This window comes from Corynebacterium silvaticum (genome assembly GCF_002162115.2).
Taxonomy (GTDB): domain Bacteria; phylum Actinomycetota; class Actinomycetes; order Mycobacteriales; family Mycobacteriaceae; genus Corynebacterium; species Corynebacterium silvaticum.
Genome location: NZ_CP021417.2, coordinates 157366 through 174152 on the forward strand (window position 1 = coordinate 157366; position 16787 = coordinate 174152).

Annotated in this window: 20 protein-coding genes and 3 tRNA genes; 12 read left to right on the top strand and 11 right to left on the bottom strand. The window is 53.2% G+C overall.

All coding sequences use genetic code 11. From position 1 onward, the window contains the following. Positions 1-601: 601 nt before the first annotated feature. From CBE74_RS12035 to hisC, 4 genes are all read right to left on the bottom strand, one after another. Positions 602-1498, bottom strand: coding sequence for a serine hydrolase domain-containing protein (locus CBE74_RS12035; protein WP_225870183.1), 897 nt, complete (start codon positions 1496-1498; stop codon positions 602-604). A gap of 212 nt (positions 1499-1710) precedes the next feature. Beyond that, entirely contained in the window at positions 1711-1899 is a 189-nt protein-coding gene (locus CBE74_RS12050) for a hypothetical protein (protein ID WP_134316078.1), read from the bottom strand. Positions 1900-2117: 218 nt separating this feature from the next. Next, a complete protein-coding gene (locus tag CBE74_RS12055; protein ID WP_087453177.1) occupies positions 2118-2327 on the bottom strand; it encodes a hypothetical protein in 210 nt (69 codons plus the stop codon). Positions 2328-2826: 499 nt separating this feature from the next. Further along, positions 2827-3858 carry a histidinol-phosphate transaminase gene (gene hisC / locus CBE74_RS12060; protein WP_087453178.1) on the bottom strand — a complete coding sequence of 344 codons (1032 nt, stop codon included), beginning with the start codon at positions 3856-3858 and terminating at the stop codon, positions 2827-2829. Positions 3859-3964: 106 nt separating this feature from the next. On the opposite strand from hisC, the gene CBE74_RS12065 reads away from it, so the two are divergent. From CBE74_RS12065 to CBE74_RS12150, 9 genes are all read left to right on the top strand, one after another. Next, positions 3965-4053: transfer RNA gene (locus tag CBE74_RS12065), tRNA-Ser, on the top strand. 47 nt (positions 4054-4100) lie between these two features. Then, positions 4101-4173, top strand: a tRNA-Arg gene (locus CBE74_RS12070). Between the two features lie 544 nt (positions 4174-4717). Further along, entirely contained in the window at positions 4718-6292 is a 1575-nt protein-coding gene (locus CBE74_RS12075) for an SLC13 family permease (RefSeq protein ID WP_087453179.1), read from the top strand. A gap of 320 nt (positions 6293-6612) precedes the next feature. After that, a complete protein-coding gene (locus CBE74_RS12090) occupies positions 6613-7452 on the top strand; it encodes a PRD domain-containing protein (RefSeq protein ID WP_087453180.1) in 840 nt (279 codons plus the stop codon). A 28-nt stretch (positions 7453-7480) separates the two neighbouring features. After that, positions 7481-9067, top strand: a complete 1587-nt coding sequence (gene nagE, locus CBE74_RS12095) for an N-acetylglucosamine-specific PTS transporter subunit IIBC (protein ID WP_233426063.1) — start codon at positions 7481-7483, stop codon at positions 9065-9067. Then, entirely contained in the window at positions 9067-9540 is a 474-nt protein-coding gene (locus tag CBE74_RS12100) for a PTS sugar transporter subunit IIA (protein ID WP_087453182.1), read from the top strand. The genes nagE and CBE74_RS12100 overlap by 1 nt, the downstream gene beginning before the upstream one ends. 158 nt (positions 9541-9698) lie before the next feature. Next, positions 9699-10502 carry a VOC family protein gene (locus tag CBE74_RS12105; protein ID WP_087453183.1) on the top strand — a complete coding sequence of 268 codons (804 nt, stop codon included), beginning with the start codon at positions 9699-9701 and terminating at the stop codon, positions 10500-10502. Between the two features lie 109 nt (positions 10503-10611). After that, positions 10612-10684: transfer RNA gene (locus CBE74_RS12115), tRNA-Arg, on the top strand. 225 nt (positions 10685-10909) lie between these two features. Beyond that, positions 10910-11284 carry a helix-turn-helix domain-containing protein gene (locus tag CBE74_RS12150; RefSeq protein WP_225871207.1) on the top strand — a complete coding sequence of 125 codons (375 nt, stop codon included), beginning with the start codon at positions 10910-10912 and terminating at the stop codon, positions 11282-11284. A gap of 438 nt (positions 11285-11722) precedes the next feature. Here the strand turns inward: CBE74_RS12150 and CBE74_RS12155 are convergent, their stop codons facing one another. From CBE74_RS12155 to CBE74_RS12225, 6 genes are all read right to left on the bottom strand, one after another. Further along, positions 11723-12541, bottom strand: a complete 819-nt coding sequence (locus tag CBE74_RS12155) for a tyrosine-type recombinase/integrase (protein ID WP_225871208.1) — start codon at positions 12539-12541, stop codon at positions 11723-11725. Next, positions 12538-12948 carry a hypothetical protein gene (locus CBE74_RS12180; protein WP_225870180.1) on the bottom strand — a complete coding sequence of 137 codons (411 nt, stop codon included), beginning with the start codon at positions 12946-12948 and terminating at the stop codon, positions 12538-12540. Before CBE74_RS12180 ends, CBE74_RS12155 begins: the two co-directional genes overlap by 4 nt. Before the next feature lie 121 nt (positions 12949-13069). Next, positions 13070-13300, bottom strand: a complete 231-nt coding sequence (locus CBE74_RS12185) for a hypothetical protein (protein WP_087453186.1) — start codon at positions 13298-13300, stop codon at positions 13070-13072. A gap of 2 nt (positions 13301-13302) precedes the next feature. After that, positions 13303-13572 carry a hypothetical protein gene (locus tag CBE74_RS12190; protein WP_087453187.1) on the bottom strand — a complete coding sequence of 90 codons (270 nt, stop codon included), beginning with the start codon at positions 13570-13572 and terminating at the stop codon, positions 13303-13305. 94 nt (positions 13573-13666) lie between these two features. Then, positions 13667-14074, bottom strand: a complete 408-nt coding sequence (locus CBE74_RS12200) for an ImmA/IrrE family metallo-endopeptidase (protein WP_087453188.1) — start codon at positions 14072-14074, stop codon at positions 13667-13669. A 9-nt stretch (positions 14075-14083) separates the two neighbouring features. Continuing rightward, complete coding sequence (locus CBE74_RS12225) at positions 14084-14575, bottom strand: hypothetical protein (RefSeq protein WP_087453189.1); 492 nt, start codon at positions 14573-14575, stop codon at positions 14084-14086. 119 nt (positions 14576-14694) lie between these two features. On the opposite strand from CBE74_RS12225, the gene CBE74_RS12285 reads away from it, so the two are divergent. Beyond that, positions 14695-14934: a helix-turn-helix transcriptional regulator gene (locus CBE74_RS12285; RefSeq protein ID WP_225870179.1), complete on the top strand. Its 240-nt coding sequence runs from the start codon at positions 14695-14697 to the stop codon at positions 14932-14934. Between the two features lie 47 nt (positions 14935-14981). After that, a complete protein-coding gene (locus tag CBE74_RS12290; RefSeq protein ID WP_171483361.1) occupies positions 14982-15449 on the top strand; it encodes a hypothetical protein in 468 nt (155 codons plus the stop codon). A gap of 108 nt (positions 15450-15557) precedes the next feature. Here the strand turns inward: CBE74_RS12290 and CBE74_RS12305 are convergent, their stop codons facing one another. Beyond that, positions 15558-15905: a hypothetical protein gene (locus CBE74_RS12305; RefSeq protein ID WP_087453191.1), complete on the bottom strand. Its 348-nt coding sequence runs from the start codon at positions 15903-15905 to the stop codon at positions 15558-15560. Positions 15906-16006: 101 nt separating this feature from the next. Between CBE74_RS12305 and CBE74_RS12315 the strand changes: the two genes are divergently transcribed. Further along, a complete protein-coding gene (locus CBE74_RS12315; protein WP_134316074.1) occupies positions 16007-16738 on the top strand; it encodes a hypothetical protein in 732 nt (243 codons plus the stop codon). The last annotated feature ends 49 nt before the right edge of the window (positions 16739-16787 follow it).

Consider the following 16787-nt stretch of genomic DNA (forward strand, 5'->3'; position numbering starts at 1 on the left):
GTTTCTCTGTGTCAGGGGAGTGGGCCATTTTGTCACATCGATTTGTAAAATTAACTTTACGAGTTTTGTAAAGTTAATTTTACGGGTTTTAAAGTGGGAGTACTACCCTGACTTTCTCCCACGGTCACGGTAACGAGCTGGGGGCAGGTCGCGTGTAAGGCGTCCGACGGAGTGGCGCAGTGAGTCTTGAGCGCGTCCTGAGCGTAGAACAGGTGTTGTGTGTTCATCTGTCCGCAATAGGTGGGCAGGTGTCCTGGCTCGCCGGGGTGTTTCCTGTTTCACTTATGGCACGTATATGGCACGCGCCGGGGGTGGTGGTTGTTAAATCCCTGCGTCTCCGCTGCTAGTGAAACCACAGGTTGTGAGTGACCTGCGTTTTCTTCTTTTTGTCTGGATATGTGGGGTTAGGGGGAAAATGTGTGTCGGGTCGGCGTGTCGTAAAGAGCTGGTTGCTCTGTTTGCTGGTCGTTTTTCAACCAGCGGGGTTGAAGGTGTTCTTTGGTGACTCGAAGAAAGGATGCAACCATTTCCCTTTCGAACGAGGTGTTCCTGGCTTTTGTAGAGGCGAGTGTGAGCTAGGGGCAACAGGAGCGAGACTCAGTCAACGATGAGAATCTTCTTTCTTCATTAAAGATAAAACAGTGGACACAGTGTCCACTTGCATGCTTCCGTCTAGGACGGAAACAAAAGCCCCACGATAATTCTTTAGATCTAGGACAATCGCCGACCCAAATCCGTTGGCATAACCGTTATGCCATGCCAGCTCACCAGTGGAACCAGTGGCCTCCTGAATAAACCACCCGGCTCCGATGGAATGCGGTAGGCCGTCAGAGCTTTCAAAATCTGTACGGCTTAATGGCGTGAAAGCGCTTGTCCAGCCCGGCAGCGGATGGTTGAGTATGGCGTCCAGAATGATGATCATATCGTCTGCTGACGCTCGAACCCCACCAGCTGGAGCGTAGCCTTCTCCCGTCCAAGGTTCCTGTGTGGTGTTGAATATGCTCAATCCGGGAACGTCGCCAGACAGCTCTAGATCGCCGGGTCCCGGCACATATAGGCTCGGGCAGCCCAGCGGTTTTGCTATGCGATTGGCAATGAGATCCGGATAGGAGACTCCATCGGCGGCGGCCAAGGCGTGCCCAAGCGCAGAACCCCCAAGATTGGAATAGTGAAATCCTTCGGGACGGACAGGGGCTTTTCTTAAATGGGAGACAAACTCCTCGAGAGTTTCCGGTTGGGGATCTTTCCTCCGCAACAGACGCCAACGAGACCGGAACGAAGCGCGTCGTCCGCCACCAATGGTTGGCAATCCGGAAGTGTGAGTCACGAGAGATTCCCGGGTTACTAAACCGGCGTCCACACCAATCAATGGAAGGAATTTATTCAAGGTGTCTTCTCCTGACACAGTGCCTTCAGTGACCATTGAGGAGTAGATCAACCCATTGAGGGCTTTGCCTATCGACCCCATGTGGAACGTACGCTCTGGGGCAACCCCCACTCCCGCAGTAAGTGATCCGTTTGGGGAGTCCAGGACTAACGAACGCTACGCACGCTCCGAGATGATCCGTTCCGTCCAGCTCGCGTTGAAGCTTCGCTGATAACAAGCGATCACCGTAAAGGTGTGTGAGTTTATCCTTCATACTGCACCTATTTCCAAAGTTGCAGTACTTCCATGATCGCTTCTCCAAAAGCAGACTATCCACGATAGTCCTACTCTCCTGATGCGATGATGCAGGCCATTAATGGAATCACTCGGGCCGCAGGAATCTCGTAATAGCCGCGAGTAACTGCCTGTAGCCAGCCGGCATCCACAAGTTGTCGTAAGTGATGATGTAGCTGGCCTGTAGTCCCCAAAATATCCAGAACAGCCAAATCGGCCGTCTTATGAGTTCCATTCATGATGCACCTCAATAACTCCAGACGTACAGGGTGTCCAAGAGCAGCTAAAGCCGCAGCGCTGCCATTCCATTCTCTGTTGAGTAGATTCTCGGAAAGTCGCTCTTGTTGCCAAGAACGGACGCGATGAGTTTGTTTCGTCTTGTTCTGGTGATCTTCTGCTAAATCCTCAAAGTGATTTTTGGGGAACGGGAAGATGGGTAGCTAAGCAGTCTGTACGGCTAAGAGCGTTCTTCCTCTTTGCTGGGGTTTTCATCTAAAGTTCCTAGGGCTCCTCCGATAAAAACAATGATGGCCGAGACTACAAATGCGATAGCAATGGATACGGCGATAACGGAAAATTCGTTCCAATCTGTTGTGCTACGAAGTGCTCGTGACGCGATTAACGCGACTACGATTCCGGATATAAATGGAACCTTTTTCTGTTGCATAGCCTCATTCTTTCGTAGCGTAGAGATCAAAAAGGATGATTAGTTAGCGTTTGGGACAAAGTGCTTCTTTAGCTGCCTGGCAAGGACGATACGGCACCACTTTTGAGAAGCAGAAGCAATTAGCAATTGCGTCAAAAAGGATCGTTAGTGCATTTAGGAGCTAGATTCTTTGTATTTCTGTTTCTGTTACGAGAGCTCTTTTAATGAATAACCATTAGAACGTATCAAGTCAGGTATCTTCATACTCGCGTACATATCTGCTTGAAGCAAGCGTCTATTCTCGCGCCAACGCAGTCTTTAAAACCGCTAGAGCATAGCAACAAAGATCTCGCCCAAATGTTCGTTGGTGCATTTTGCAGTAAACTGCTTCCGCGCCGGCCATTGTGTAGATGCACGGTGAATCCGTGGCCTACTATGAGTCCACCGTCGACGAGGAGAATCTCGGTCCGGACGGCTCAGCGGACGGAATCAAGCCCGCTGAGGCTGGGGGTTCATACTACTATGAGAAGCTTGCATCCCAGGCAGCAAGAAGGCGATCGGTTTCCTCGCTATTGGTCACGGTGATTCGGACTCCCTCAGGGAATGCGCGGACGACCACGTCATGGTTGCGGAGCTGCTCAGCTATTTCCATGGGGGACTCTGGGCGGGAATCGGCGGGGATCCATACAAAGTTGGCTTGAGAGTGGCCTGCGCCAACATGGTCAGCTACGCGGTCGCGATTGGTCACTACCTCTTCAGTGCGTTCCATGAGCTCGTCGAGGCTTTCTAATGAGGCGATTGCGCCCGCCTGAGCAACGGCGTTCACGCCGAAGGGGAGAGCGACTTTATTGAGCGCTTCAATGAGGCTAGGGGAGCCGAAAGCGTAACCGATTCGGATGCCTGCCAAACCAAAAGCCTTAGAGAAGGTTCGGAGGCCTACGAGGTTGGGGTAGGCATCGATAAGCTCTGTGGCAAGAGGCGTATCCTCTGCGTGGACGTACTCGATATAGGCCTCATCAAGCGCAACAAGCACATTGCTTGGGACCTTGTTCATGAACGCTAGGAACGCGTCTTGAGAGATGAGAGTGCCCGTTGGGTTATTGGGGTTGCACACGAAAATGAGTCGAGTATTTTCTGTGATGGCTGCGGCCATGGCATCAAGATCATTGAAGCCCTCTTTAAGCGGTACGGCTACCGGCGTAGCGCCAGTCACATGCACAAAGATGGGGTAGGCCTCGAAGCTGCGCCAAGGGAAAATCACCTCATCGCCTGGGCCGGCGGAGATCTGAACTAATTGCTGGCAGAGAGCGGAAGAACCGCAGCCCACTGCCACTTGTTGGGCGTCTAAACCGAGATGTTCGGCCAGGCGTTTTCTAATCTCCTCAGCACCCATGTCTGGGTAACGGTTAACGGTGGTAGCGGCTTTTGCCATCGCCTCCGCTGCGCCGGGAAGTGGGCCGAAGGCGACCTCGTTGCTAGAAAGTTTTAACGCATGGTCTGCCTGTTTTCCAGGGACATACGTGGGAATCTGTGCCAGGTCTTCGCGAATCATGGCGTTAGTTTATCCTTTGGCTAGTAATTTCGTTCACTGGCCTTGCGTTTTGTCTAAAACGCCGTTCGCGATTAATATTAAGTAAGATTCTTTAAACGGAATCGCTGGAGACGTGCCAGAGCGGCCGAATGGGGCTCCCTGCTAAGGAGTTGACTTGTTTACGCAGGTCCGGAGGTTCAAATCCTCTCGTCTCCGCTCACTCTCACTTCGGTGGGAGCGTTTCACCGGGCCTGGTGGAACTTGCGCCCGTAGCTCAACGGATAGAGCATCTGACTACGGATCAGAAGGTTGGGGGTTCGAATCCCTCCGGGCGCACGATTAAAACCCCAGCTCACAGTATGTGTGGGCTGGGGTTTCTTTGCGTGTTTAGTGTGGGTGGGTGCTTGCCTTTTGCCCTGTGGCTCTTGCCCGTTGTCGTTTTTGAGAACGCAGCATGTTCTTGTCTTGGTGTTTTGCTAGCTGGATAACCCCTAGCGTTCTCAAAAACGACACAAGGTCTAGCCGCAGGCCCTAACCCTGTGCTTGTGGCAGCGCGCATCATAACGTTCATTTGGGGTTATCCTTCCTGCCTGTTTTCGCCGCAGAAAACCTCCACTTATGTGTTATCTAGCGAGCATTCCCCATTATGGGGGAGTGTCGAACCTATGCAAGCGTGGCATTTGTACAGGTGAAGCGATTTTTGCGGATTTGTCTTGGAATTTTTGGGAAAGTCTTCCCTTATAGGGGGTAAAGATTACGGCTTGTCACTGTAGATTACTGAGTGTCTTTCTTCACATCACCGTGATAATCGTGCACCCAGATGGTGGAGAAGCTGATCATTTTGCACTGAATGTGCGCGAACTAGCTGGAAAGTGAGTCCGTGAGTACCCCCATTACACATGAGTCTTCAGAACACGCGTTGGCTGAAGACGCAGAAGTCCGCGATCAAAGTGAACGCCGTCGCCAGATTATTGGCCTTTTTGTTGGTCTGGCACTGGCAGCGTTGGTGTATCTGATTTTCCCTGAGTCTTCTGTAGACGTGGTGAGCTCTGCCGATTCCAAGGGCTCCTATACTCACGGTGCATTGAGGATCACAGCCGCTATTGCAGTTTTGATGGGGGCTTGGTGGATGACTGAAGCCATTCCTCTGGCGGCTACAGCTCTGGTGCCGCTGGTTGCGTTCCCTTTGCTGCAGGTCATTGAGTTTTCTAAGATCTCAGCGCCGTATGCCTCGCCAACGATTTTCTTGTTCATGGGTGGGTTTATCTTGGCGCTCGGGATGCAGCGTTGGAATCTGCATCGTCGTCTGGCTTTGAGCGTGGTGTTGCTGGTTGGCACTAAGCCCAAGCAGCTTGTCGCTGGCTTTATGTTGGCGACTGGGTTCTTATCTATGTGGGTGTCTAACACCGCAACGGCCGTAGTGATGCTTCCCATTGGCGTTTCTGTTCTTCAGCTCACTGCGGAATCCGTTGGTGGAATGCGCGCACAGAAGAAGTTTGCCACGAGTCTGATGCTGGCGATCGCCTATTCTGCTTCGATCGGCTCATTGGGAACGATCATTGGTACGCCTCCGAATGCGCTGCTGGTGGCGTACATGGCGGAGAACCATGATGTTCACATTGGTTTTGGCACGTGGATGCTCGTAGGCGTGCCACTTGCCCTGGTGTACATGGTCATCGCGTGGTTCATCTTGGTGACCGTATTTAAGCCGGAAGTGGACACGATTCCTGGTGGTCGAGAGATGATCAAGGAAGAGCTGCACAAGATGGGTGCGATGAAGTTTGGTGAAGCCGCCACGGCTGTCATCTTCGCAAGCGCAACCCTTGCGTGGGTTTTTGTTCCGCTGGTTATTAAGTGGATGGGGTGGAAGGTCTCCATTGCAGATGCCGTTATCGGTTTGGTTGCCTCGATGCTGCTGTTCCTGATCCCTGCGGATCGTAAGACGGGTACCCGCTTGATGGATTGGAAGACCGCTAATGAGCTTCCTTGGGACGTGCTGTTGTTGTTCGGTGGCGGCTTGGCATTGTCCAAGATGTTCTCGGAGTCGGGATTGTCCCTGTGGATTGGTGAGACAGCTAAGGGCCTGGGAGTCCTGCCGTTGATCCTGCTCATCGGCGCTATTGCTGCACTGGTGCTCATCCTCACGGAATTTACGTCCAATACTGCAACTGCGGCGACCTTCCTGCCGATTATGGCTGGCGTGGCAGTGGGCATTGGGCTGAATGCGAATGGTGATCAGAACATTCTTCTGCTCACTATCCCGGTTGCGCTCTCAGCGACCTGTGCGTTTATGCTCCCGGTGGCAACCCCACCTAACGCAATCGCGTATAGCTCTGGCTTTGTAAAGATCGGCGACATGGTCAAGGGTGGCGTGTGGCTGAACTTGATCGGAATCATTCTGGTTACTCTGGTGACCTACTTCTTGGCGATCCCGGTTTTTGACATAGTTCTTTAACCGTCTATAAAACCCAGTACGGCACCGAATGTCTTATGATGTTCGGTGCTTTTGTGTGACTGAACTTTGCCCCCAATAAGGGTCGAAAATCCTGTAAAACAGCAGTCGTCTGACGTTAAAATCACTAAATCGTTCCCAAGGGGTTGGGTGGCGGGTTATTGTAATGGTGAGCTTCCCTCTGGGTGTTACTGAGCCGGTCAGGGTGCACTTTTGTTGGTGTTGGTGCATTGCCGGTGTCCTCGGGCATGACCGGATGATCCCCCGCTAAGTCCATCGTGGCCTGCACTTGTTGGCCATATGAGCCTTGAGGAGCAGCCGTTATGCCTGAGCTAATTATTCGCCGCGTGCTAAGCAATAATGCTGTGCTCGCTGCGGAAAGCTGCTCGGAGGCGGGGGAGCGGATTCTGGTGGGGAAAGGCATAGGGTTTTCCAAAAAACCGGGGGACTACGTCGAGCACGGCGGCGGAAGCCGTGAGTATGTGGAGATTAGTGAGCAGCATCGTGCGCTTCTTGAGGGGCTGAGCAGCATTGATGAGGCTACCTTCCAAGTTATTTCAGCGAGCATTGATATTGCCGCCGATGTTTTAGGCATGCTTCATCCGAGCGTCTATGTGATCCTCGCGGAGCATCTGTCTTTTGCTGTGCAGCGAGTCGGGCGGGGTGAAACTATCCGTAACTCCCTCGTCGCGGAGATCAAAGCGGTGGTTCCGGAGGAGTTTTCAGCCGCTGAACTGGTGGTCAACTATCTGAACACACACCTTGATTCGATTGTGCTGCCTATCGACGAAGCCGCGTTCATCGCCCTCCACCTCCATGCGGTCCGCACCGGTGGCACTGTGAAACAACCGCTCGCGGTGGCAAACAGGATCGGGAGGGTGACCGCAAAAGCGCGCCAGCTACTCGACGCCCCCACGGAAGCCGGGAATGACGCGCTATCTATGGAGCTGGCCTTGGCTTATCGACGCCTTCAGCGTAAGCAGTTGCGCGATAACGTGCTGCTGGCGAGCGTCGAAAAGCTCTTACCGTGTGAGTATTCGGTCGCGGCGGCTTTGCTTGCTGACTTATCTGGTGAGTCGCAGCTCCCACCGTCCGTGCGCGGGGAGGCTGCGTTCCTCGCGGTGTTTTTGCACGGTTGGACGCAAGAAAACGTACACAACTAAATATCTCTCAATCTAAGAGAAGGGATAGATGATGAGTTCTGTTATGAATGCCCTGCAGCGCCTGGGAAAGGCCCTGATGGGCGCAGTTGCGGTGCTGCCGGTCGCGGCCATTTTGATGGGTATTGGTTATTGGATTGATCCTGTCGGCTGGGGAGCGGACAACACAGTTGCGGCAATCTTTATCCAGTCGGGCTTAGCGATTCTGGATAATCTCGGTTGGATTTTTGCCATCGCTCTTGCCTGCGGTCTAGCAAAAGACTCCAATGGTGCTGCGGCTCTGTCAGGTTTTGTGGGTTTTGCCACGATTACCCAGTTAATAGGGCCAAAAGCGGTATCCAGCTACAAAGGAATCGGCGATCCAACCAAACTAGAAGGCGACGCTGCCCTGGAATGGGCATCACAGGGGTGGAGTGCCATCGGTGGCAAGAACGTGCTCTTTGGCATTCTGGTCGGTGTGCTCGCAGCGTGGGTGTATAACAAGTTCCACGCGACAAAGTTGCCGGACTTCTGGGCTTTCTTCTCCGGGCGGCGGCTTGTTCCGATTCTGACCTCGTTCTTCTCAATAATCCTCTCCGGGATTATGTACTTTGTCTGGCCGATCATTTACAACGTGCTGTTTAACTTCGGTGAGTGGATTCAGGGCATGGGGCCTGCCGGTGCGGGCATCTATGGCTTTATTAACCGACTCCTGATCCCTACTGGCCTACATCACGCAGTCAACTCGATCTTCTGGTTCGACGTGATCGGTATTAATGACATCGGTAAATTCCTTGGCGGCGGCAAGACTATTGAGGCTGCCCAAGCAGCTACGGATGCCGCATCTTGCCCCGGCAACTGGATCGATGGGTCGTGCCAGGTTGTGGGTGTTATCGGCCAGTATCAGGCGGGATTCTTCCCAGTGATGATGTTCGGCCTGCCCGGTGCCGCACTGGCCATATATCTACGCGCGGAAGCTAGGCGTAAGAAGGTCGTTGGCTCCTTGATGCTTGCTGGTGCATTGGCTGCCTTCTTCACTGGTGTGACGGAGCCATTGGAGTTTTCCTTCATGTTCCTAGCTCCAGTTTTGTATGTTGTCCATGCGCTTCTTACTGGCCTGTCGCTCTTTATCGCTTCCGTCTTCCACTGGACGGCAGGGTTCGGATTCTCTGCGGGCTTTATTGACATGTTCCTTTCCTCGCAGAACCCGTTGGCGCACCAGTGGTGGATGTTGCTGGTCCTGGGAGCGGTCTACTTTGCGCTGTATTTTGGTATCTTCTACACCCTCATCGGCGTCCTACACCTCAAGACCCCAGGACGGGAAGATGAAGAGGAAGCGGAGTCGGAAAGCACGGCTGATGCCTCCGCTTCTGGGATGTCGGCACAGATTATTGAGGGTCTAGGCGGGCCGAGCAACATCGACGTTGTGGATTATTGCGCTACCCGTTTGCGCGTGACCGTCCGAGATTCCGCTCGCGTTGATGAACCCGCGATCAAACGAGCAGGCGTGATCGGCGTGATGCGCCCTGGCGCTAAAAACGTGCAGGTAGTGATCGGCCCGCAGGTGCAATTTGTCTACGATGAAGTCGCCGCGCAGCTGGCCGGAAAAGTGTCGCTGAAAGGTGAACAGGGCGAATAATGTTTGGGTTTGCCAAGAAGAAAGTCGTTGTTATTCCGCCTATCGACGCCCCCTTGTTGCCACTCAGCTCCGTCAGCGACGAAGTATTCTCCTCGGGCATGATGGGAGAAGGTTTCGCTGTGCAGCCTGTACAAGGAACGGGAGATGCAGGTGTCGGAGATATTGTGGTGCCGGTATCGGGAACGCTGGTCACGGTGTTCAAAACAGGGCATGCTTTTGCTATAAAGACTCCTGAAGGCCTTGAAGTCCTTGTTCATATCGGTCTTGACACCGTTGGGATGACAGGCCGCGGTTTTGTCTCCCACAAGTCATCCGGCCAGGACGTGGTTCAAGGGGAAACGGTGATCACCGTAGATTTTGATGCAGTACGAGCAGCTGGGTGTGATCCCGTCACTCTTGTGGTTTTTACCAATAAGAAATGCGTGGATCATGTGGAATCGGACGCGGGAAAAGTGACGGTGTTTCTGAACTAACCCCACCTGCTAAAAGAATTTTAATCCCCCGCACAACCGCATTGCGGCTCATTGCGGGGGATTAATTCTATCTAGTGGATTTTTTTGTGCAACTTTTCTTGCCCTATGCGCGTAGAGTCGTCCTAACACTTTTACGAGGCCGCTTTTTAGGAGGCACAATGTCCCCCATTCTGCACGGTGATCCTACGTGGATCGACCTTTCCACCCATGACCTTGAAGGATCACGAACCTTCTACAAGGAACTTTTCGGCTGGGAATTCAACAGCCAGGGTGGAGAATATGGTGGCTACAACATCATCCTGTCGGAAGGCGAACCAGTCGGCGGTGCCATGGACTCCCACATGGGTCCTGAAGGTCGTTCCGAGACCCCGATGGCTCCCACCGCATGGACCATATACCTCAAGGTTGATGACATGGACGTCGCCTTGGCTGCTGCGCTGGAAACCGGTGGACAGATCATCCTCCCGTCTATGCAGGTAGGGACCCTAGGATTCATGGCCATTGTGTCCGACCCCGCGGGCGGCGTGGTGGGGCTGTGGCAGGCCTTGGACTTCCCGGGCATCACCCGTGAAGCAGTCAACGGACAACCTGCTTGGTTTGAAGTAATGACCAAGGACTTCGATGCAGCAGCACCGTTCTATGAAAAGGTCACTGGCTGGAAGCTGAGCTATATCGGCGAAGACGGACAACCTACCGATGGCCCAGGCGACGGAATCCGCTACGCCGCCAACGCGCCGGGCGAGGCCGCCACGGCTGGCATGTGCGAGGCAAATTCCTTCCTTCCGGAGGAAGTTCCCAGCCACTGGCGTACGTACTTTACGGTCGCTGACGTTGACGCTACCGTGAACAAGCTCCAGGAGCTGGGCGGCCAGCTTCTCGACGGCCCCGTCGACACCCCTTTCGGCAGGATCGCTACAGTTGCAGACCCGCAGGGCGCAACCTTCCAGCTATCTAACCGTTAATCGGAATTAGGCGACTAATACTCGCTTTAAGCAGGTGTTTTGTTCGATGTATGCCAGTGGAGTATAGTTTAAGTCCGTTGCACGGCATCGCGTCGAGCAATCCACCTAAGCGCCCGTAGCTCAACGGATAGAGCATCTGACTACGGATCAGAAGGTTGGGGGTTCGAATCCCTCCGGGCGCACAAATAAAACCCCAGCTCATGGCATGTTTGAGCTGGGATTTCTTCATGCTGTGTGGATTGTTTGGTTGTTGGTTATTGTTGCAGGTTGTTGCCGTTCGTACCGAACGCATACCGAACATAGGCCGAACAGAAACCGAACAGATAGCGAACAGGAGAACTTAATCAAATTAGTGCGGAGTGCATCTTGATCCCATATACACTGTAGGGAAAGGAGGTGAGTTCGCCATGGGTTACGATATCTCACTTACGGCAACGCTAACCGGTGCAACGGTTGCCCAACTTCAACGTTGGCGTAGGACGGGTCTGCTTGTTCCTGAGGCCTCAGCTTCTAGGCCGGTTGAATATTCTTTCCGTGATTTGGTCGCTTTGCGTACGATCGCCAAGTTACGGGCTCAGACATCGCTTCAGCAGATTCGCAAGGCATTTTCATCGTTGAGCGATTTTGACATGGTGGATCACCCTTCTAAGTATCAATTCGCCACCGATGGCAAGACTGTCAAGGTATGGACCGATGACGGATTCATGAATATGAGTCTGCAAGGGATGCTGTGGAATTTCACACGATGGTGCTGGAGAATGTCGCATGAGGTTCTTCCTTGATGAGTGCATGAATGTCAAAGTTGACGAACCACTAAGACAATGGCTTAAAAGGGACGAGTTTCTGCGATCGGGACCGAGTATCCCGTACGGGCTCTATGACATCTCTCTTATTCAGCGCCTAGAAGAACTGGACGTTGATGCGGTGATTACTAGCGATATCAAACAAATGCGATCCCCGATCGTACGTTGGAACGCGCTCAATGCCGTAGCAGTGGCATTCATTGGATCGGAGTGCCGCAGAGTTACGTTAAAGGGCGAGCACGCCCTTTTGTCCAGGCCGCAAATCTACTTTCCGTAATTCATCATGTTCGAGCCCAATTGGAAGCAGCACAGATACCGCTTGCAATCGAGCTAAAGAGGGGCGTTAAGGACAGTGGCGAGCCAATAGCAGAAAAGTTCCCAATCTGAATTCGGCGTATTTGTAACATACGAGCTGGGCTACCCAATCACCCTAAGACCAGCGCGTCGACGTTCTGCCTCTGATGCTTCACGCATCGAGGACAGTTCTTCGGCGCGTTTCCTTTCACTTTCCATGTGCGCTTCCATCGCGCCGGGGATGGCGTCGAGTCCTTCTTCCCAGAGGTGTGCGTAGACATCAAGAGTCATAGCGGCACTGGAATGGCCGAGCATGAGCTGAACAGTTTTCACATCGGCACCGGCTGCGATAGCGATAGATGCGGCAGTGTGGCGCAACTCGTAGGTGTCGAGGTCACCAATCCCAGTCCAGATGCACAGGTTTTTCCACACGACCCGCCATCGGGCGGTAGTCCAGACTTTTCCGCGTTCGTCAGGGATCAGCCAATCATCCGGGTCTTTGCCTTGGGCATTGCGGTCTAGGCGTAAGAGGATGTCGCCACCGATGGGAACATCACGGTGGTTTCGTGTTTTTGTTGAGTCTTCGTGTCCTAAGTCGTTGACGTCACGGCGGATCATGAGACGCCCGCCTACTGGGTCTAGGTCTTTGACTTTGAGTCCTTTTGCTTCTCCTGGGCGCAGCCCTGTCATGACGAGGACTCGGAGAAGAAGTCGTGCTTGTTCGGTTGGTGCTTGTCTGATCAGTTCGTCGACTTCTGTGATTTTGAGGTAGCGGCGTTCTGATTTCTTTTGTTTTGGCAGTTCACCGGTTTTGGTGGGGTTTTGGTGGATGACTCCGAGTTCCACTGCGAGGTCGAGAATTCCGTGAATGATGAGGCCTACTTTGCGCATGGCTGATTCGCTGAGTGGTCGCGGTGGTTGGCTGGCTGGGACGCCTTTCATTGTCGAGAGCGTGGGTATCCAGGCGTTGATGACCGAGCGTTGAATGTGTGCACAGGGGGTTTGTCCCCATTGTGGTCGGATGTGGACATTCCAGTAGCTGAGGTAGTCGCGTTTGGTTTTGTCGGAGACGTTTCCTTTAGCGGCGAGCCAAGGATCCCATAGGTCGGAGAGTGTGACGTCTGCTTTGTCTTTGGTGATCCAGGTGCCGTCTGCTTTCCGACTTCGGCGCGTGCTGCCCAGAGTTCTGCCTCGTCGCGGGTGGCAAAGCTCTTCGTTGCTTCGCGCCCGTTCTCAATCCAGACAGCCTGCCAGCGCTTGCCGACGCCCCATCGTTCTGAGTGGATGCGTTTAGTCCGGGATTCAGTGTTGGGGTTTCTTTTTGTCCAGAGGTCGCGGACGGTGGCCATGGGGTAGACTTCTTCCTTGTCGGGGACGAACTATTTAGAGTTTCCGAATAGTTCAATCCCTGCGTCAGCTCCCTTTCACGTCCTTCCGCCAAGATGACCGTGGAAGGGAGTCTTTGTTACTTCATATGGTTTCTGTTGGTACTGGGGAGCCTGGACGATTGGTGTGCCAAGATTTGATTTCTTCGGCGTCCCATAGCCTGGTTTTCCCCAGGATGGTGGCCACGTAGTTGGGGGTGCGTTCGTTGGCTGAGTAGTTACGCCATGTGGCGGGTGTTACGCCGATGTAGTCGGCGCATTCTGGGCCGGTCCATAGTTCGCGGCCAGTATCTTTGTCGATGATGCCGGGGTTCATGATTATGCCTTATCTGTGCGGATGTGGCGGGCGATAGCTGAGCAGGTGACGATAGCGCCGATTATGAGAGTCCACGTCCAGCCTGTTGCAAGGTAGGCGAGTGTTGTGACGAGGATGTATATTGCGGCGTTGTTGAGTGGGGTGTTCATTGTTTTCTCCGGTTTGTTAGTGTTAGGGGGTAGCCCCCGGTTCCGGATAGTTGGGATATCTGGAACCGGTTGGGCTATTTCTTTTTTCGTTTCTCCTTCTTGATGATGATGTACCATTTCCATGTTGTCACCTCCTTCCTGTTCACACACCCATTATAACACTACATAGCGTTACGTTTCAAGTGGTAAAATAACGACCATTACAAACAAAGGCACCTCAACACGCCCTCTTCTCCTGCTGAATTCTTCCCTGCACATACATCCGCATCCACAAAGTAAGCAGATGAGGCGTAACACCCAACTCCGCAGCCATCGCCGCAGCCGACCCCTCACACTCCCAACCAACAGCCTCCACATCACCAACATCCAAAAGCTGCCGCGCAGCCCACTCATCAGCCTGCCGCTCCGCGCCGGGAGTTGAGCACCCGTGCCCGTAGTGAGCATGTCCTAGTTCGTGGGCGATGGCACAGTGGCGGGTGACTGGGTCGAGGCCGGTTTTGATGAAGATGGTTCGTGTCGGTGGGTTAAAGCAAGCGTTGAGGGTGCATCCCAGATTGCTCGTCTCGATCACTGTGATGCCCATGTTGTGGGCGAGTGTTTCGAGGGCTGCTTCCACAGGGCTCATGAAGTGCTCCTAGGTGTAGTTCTCTTCGAGTGGGTCGGTGGCCTTTTGTGCTGCAATTGGCTCTGTTCCGGCGTTGATGCCGTCGAGGATGGCATCGTAATCGGGCTCAGTGACATGCGGGGGTGCAGTGGGGGAGTTATTGCCGCGTTTTGCGTTGCGACGGGTGTCCAACTCGCTGATTGGTTTCTCTGCCCAGTCAGCTTGCCCGGCTTTCATTCGTCGGAGAATCTCAGCGACAAGATCTTCATCACTAGCGTCCATGATTCCGCTCGACGTTGAAAATGCCTTGAGATCGAACTCAGTCAGAACATCGAGCGCGAGCAGCGCCGGGACGACGCTTACCTGGTATGCGCGTGCGATCTTTACTGCCGTCTCAACGGTAACCGTGCCATCGCGGCGTTGACGGCTGAGTGTTGATTGGCCGATGTGCGCCAGCTTGCCGATCTCTCTATCTGAGGCATTGCCAACGGTCTTTCGAATCCAGAGTTCGATACGTTCCATGAGCTAATAGTGGCACACCCGTGTAGTAAAAACAACACATTGCGAAACATTGGCGCTTGACAGTGTGAGCTAAAAATACTTCACTGTGATTTGTAAGAACTTCACTAGAGGGGATGAACATGGCAAATGTAAAGATCAAAATCCGTGATGGTCTCATCGACCGCCTCCGAAACATGAGCGGAATCACCAGCGACGAAGCCTTCGCCCGAACCATCGGAACCAGCCGAAGCACACTCGTCGACGTCAAAACCGGCGAACGCGAACCATCCCTCGCATTCGCAATCGGAATCGCCCAAGCCTTCGGCCTAGGCCTCTCCGAAATCGTCACCTGGGAAACCGCAGAAACCACAGCAGCCTAAACGCGCCGGGAACCGTAGGCGTCGGAAAGCAAAGAAAGGAACTACTCATGGCTTGGGTAAGAACCAACAAAGAGCTGCATGGACGTAGAAAAATAATCGATCTAACCGGAGTGATGCCGAAGCAACGGCGTCCGCGCCAAATTGAGGCACGCCAAGAGCTTGAGCGAGCAATCGCACGATTAAAACAAGAAGAAACTGGATTCGGCGTTTATGACGCAGCGGGCGTGCCAGAGGAATGGTTACCGCTGATTACGGTACGGCTCAAAGAAGTCTTTTGTGCTTTGCTCCGTTTCCAGCGCGAGGTCAACGCCGTCGTAGCAAGCGACCCAGACTTCGCCGCCGTCCGCCAGCTCGAAAACCTCAAAGGGGTCGAACTGCTCCAGCAACGCACCGCCGGGGAAATCTTGGAGACTGCCTTGGCTTTGTCCGAATGGGCGCCGGTCGAGTCGGTCGCAGTAGTGCGCAGAATGATTCAAACGCTCGGTGATACGGAAGTGGACAGAAGCAATATCTGAGGTTGCCAGCGTGTAGCGCTGACCACCGTAAACAAGAACAACTTTGGACACATAGCATAGGAGTTTTTCATGCGTTTGATGACGTTGAAGATGATCGGTGCTCCCCGATCAGAAGTTGGGATCATCCCACTCGAAAAAACAGGGCTCTCGATCATCACCGTGAAGGTCAAGGACCCGATAACCATAGAGGCGATCCCCGTCAAAGATGCTCATGAGCTGATGGAACTGATACTGCGTAAGACGCTCAGGAATCTCGGGATCTTGCGGGTCGGCGAATACGAAGCTGACTTGGTAGTCCGGCTTGATCCACAGGTCAATACCGCCAGAGGCACGAAGATTCAGCGCCACGCTGGACTCTTTAAGGTCAGCCACAGCTTGTGCGATCCAGGGGAAAGTCCAGTAGTCCAGCTCGTATTCGTATCCATTGACGTCAAGCGTGAAAGTTTTTTCGCTCATATCAAAAGACTACATCGTAGCTGGCATAGGCGAATACGGTTTGCGCGCTTAACCAAGAAAAAATGGCTTAATCCACAAATTCAAAAAAGGGATGATAGCTCATGCCGTGGAAACGGATAAAAAATGCCATCTCAGGAAACGAAACCGAGGGCATGCTAGACGATAAGAGCAAACTCGATGACACCGTCCTTGTTCTCGCGACAGCTCAATGTGTGCTCAATGATGCGACCCATCTTGCAGCCAGCAGGCGTTTGCCAATTCGCCACAATAGTGACATTACACTTGATAGCCTTACGCCCTGCAGGGAAGAAATCCTCGGTGCTAGAGGACTCAAAAAGAGGCGTATGTGCTCTCGCATCGGTGACCAGTTGCGGGAAAACGCTCTGCGCGTCGAACGTGATCTGCTCACACGGGGAAACACAATGCGTATTCCTTCGAGCACAGTAACTGGAACCTACCAGTTCACCCGAACACTGCATGTATACGAACATGGTGAGGTTGTAAGCATCGTGGGAACCCTTATGGGTGATGCAACAGATCCCATCATCTTTAACCCTGAAGCTCCATTCGTATTCGAAATCTTCACTGTTGATCCTCAGCGCTCGCTTACTGATCAAGTTCGCATCCTCAGCCAATTGGTTTGCCTGTATAGCGATGCGATTTGCTTCGGCGGCTTCACCGATCGCCCGCTTGGCGATGCTATTGGACTTCTTCGCAGCGCGATAAGCCAGCTGCGCAATGAATATGCCGCCACATCCGCTTATGACACCAGAGATACCAAAACAATTGACCACCAATCCATACCGGGAAGGGTAATTGGGGTTTTGACATGACCGGCATGAGGGAAAAGAAAACCGGCCTGCTGTAACAGGCCGGTCATGG

Excerpts from the sequence above, each read along its gene's own strand:
- CBE74_RS12200 (WP_087453188.1), bottom strand. The coding sequence starts at position 14,074 with ATGAGCCCTGTGGAAGCAGCCCTCGAAACACTCGCCCACAACATGGGC.
- CBE74_RS12155 (WP_225871208.1), bottom strand. The coding sequence starts at position 12,541 with ATGAAAGGCGTCCCAGCCAGCCAACCACCGCGACCACTCAGCGAATCA.
- CBE74_RS12100 (WP_087453182.1), top strand. The coding sequence starts at position 9,067 with ATGTTTGGGTTTGCCAAGAAGAAAGTCGTTGTTATTCCGCCTATCGAC.
- hisC (WP_087453178.1), bottom strand. The coding sequence starts at position 3,858 with ATGATTCGCGAAGACCTGGCACAGATTCCCACGTATGTCCCTGGAAAA.
- CBE74_RS12185 (WP_087453186.1), bottom strand. The coding sequence starts at position 13,300 with ATGAACCCCGGCATCATCGACAAAGATACTGGCCGCGAACTATGGACC.
- nagE (WP_233426063.1), top strand. The coding sequence starts at position 7,481 with ATGATGAGTTCTGTTATGAATGCCCTGCAGCGCCTGGGAAAGGCCCTG.
- CBE74_RS12285 (WP_225870179.1), top strand. The coding sequence starts at position 14,695 with ATGGCAAATGTAAAGATCAAAATCCGTGATGGTCTCATCGACCGCCTC.
- CBE74_RS12190 (WP_087453187.1), bottom strand. The coding sequence starts at position 13,572 with ATGGAAATGGTACATCATCATCAAGAAGGAGAAACGAAAAAAGAAATA.
- CBE74_RS12225 (WP_087453189.1), bottom strand. The coding sequence starts at position 14,575 with ATGGAACGTATCGAACTCTGGATTCGAAAGACCGTTGGCAATGCCTCA.
- CBE74_RS12050 (WP_134316078.1), bottom strand. The coding sequence starts at position 1,899 with ATGAATGGAACTCATAAGACGGCCGATTTGGCTGTTCTGGATATTTTG.
- CBE74_RS12105 (WP_087453183.1), top strand. The coding sequence starts at position 9,699 with ATGTCCCCCATTCTGCACGGTGATCCTACGTGGATCGACCTTTCCACC.
- CBE74_RS12290 (WP_171483361.1), top strand. The coding sequence starts at position 14,982 with ATGGCTTGGGTAAGAACCAACAAAGAGCTGCATGGACGTAGAAAAATA.
- CBE74_RS12150 (WP_225871207.1), top strand. The coding sequence starts at position 10,910 with ATGGGTTACGATATCTCACTTACGGCAACGCTAACCGGTGCAACGGTT.
- CBE74_RS12315 (WP_134316074.1), top strand. The coding sequence starts at position 16,007 with ATGCCGTGGAAACGGATAAAAAATGCCATCTCAGGAAACGAAACCGAG.
- CBE74_RS12055 (WP_087453177.1), bottom strand. The coding sequence starts at position 2,327 with ATGCAACAGAAAAAGGTTCCATTTATATCCGGAATCGTAGTCGCGTTA.
- CBE74_RS12090 (WP_087453180.1), top strand. The coding sequence starts at position 6,613 with ATGCCTGAGCTAATTATTCGCCGCGTGCTAAGCAATAATGCTGTGCTC.
- CBE74_RS12305 (WP_087453191.1), bottom strand. The coding sequence starts at position 15,905 with ATGAGCGAAAAAACTTTCACGCTTGACGTCAATGGATACGAATACGAG.
- CBE74_RS12180 (WP_225870180.1), bottom strand. The coding sequence starts at position 12,948 with ATGGCCACCGTCCGCGACCTCTGGACAAAAAGAAACCCCAACACTGAA.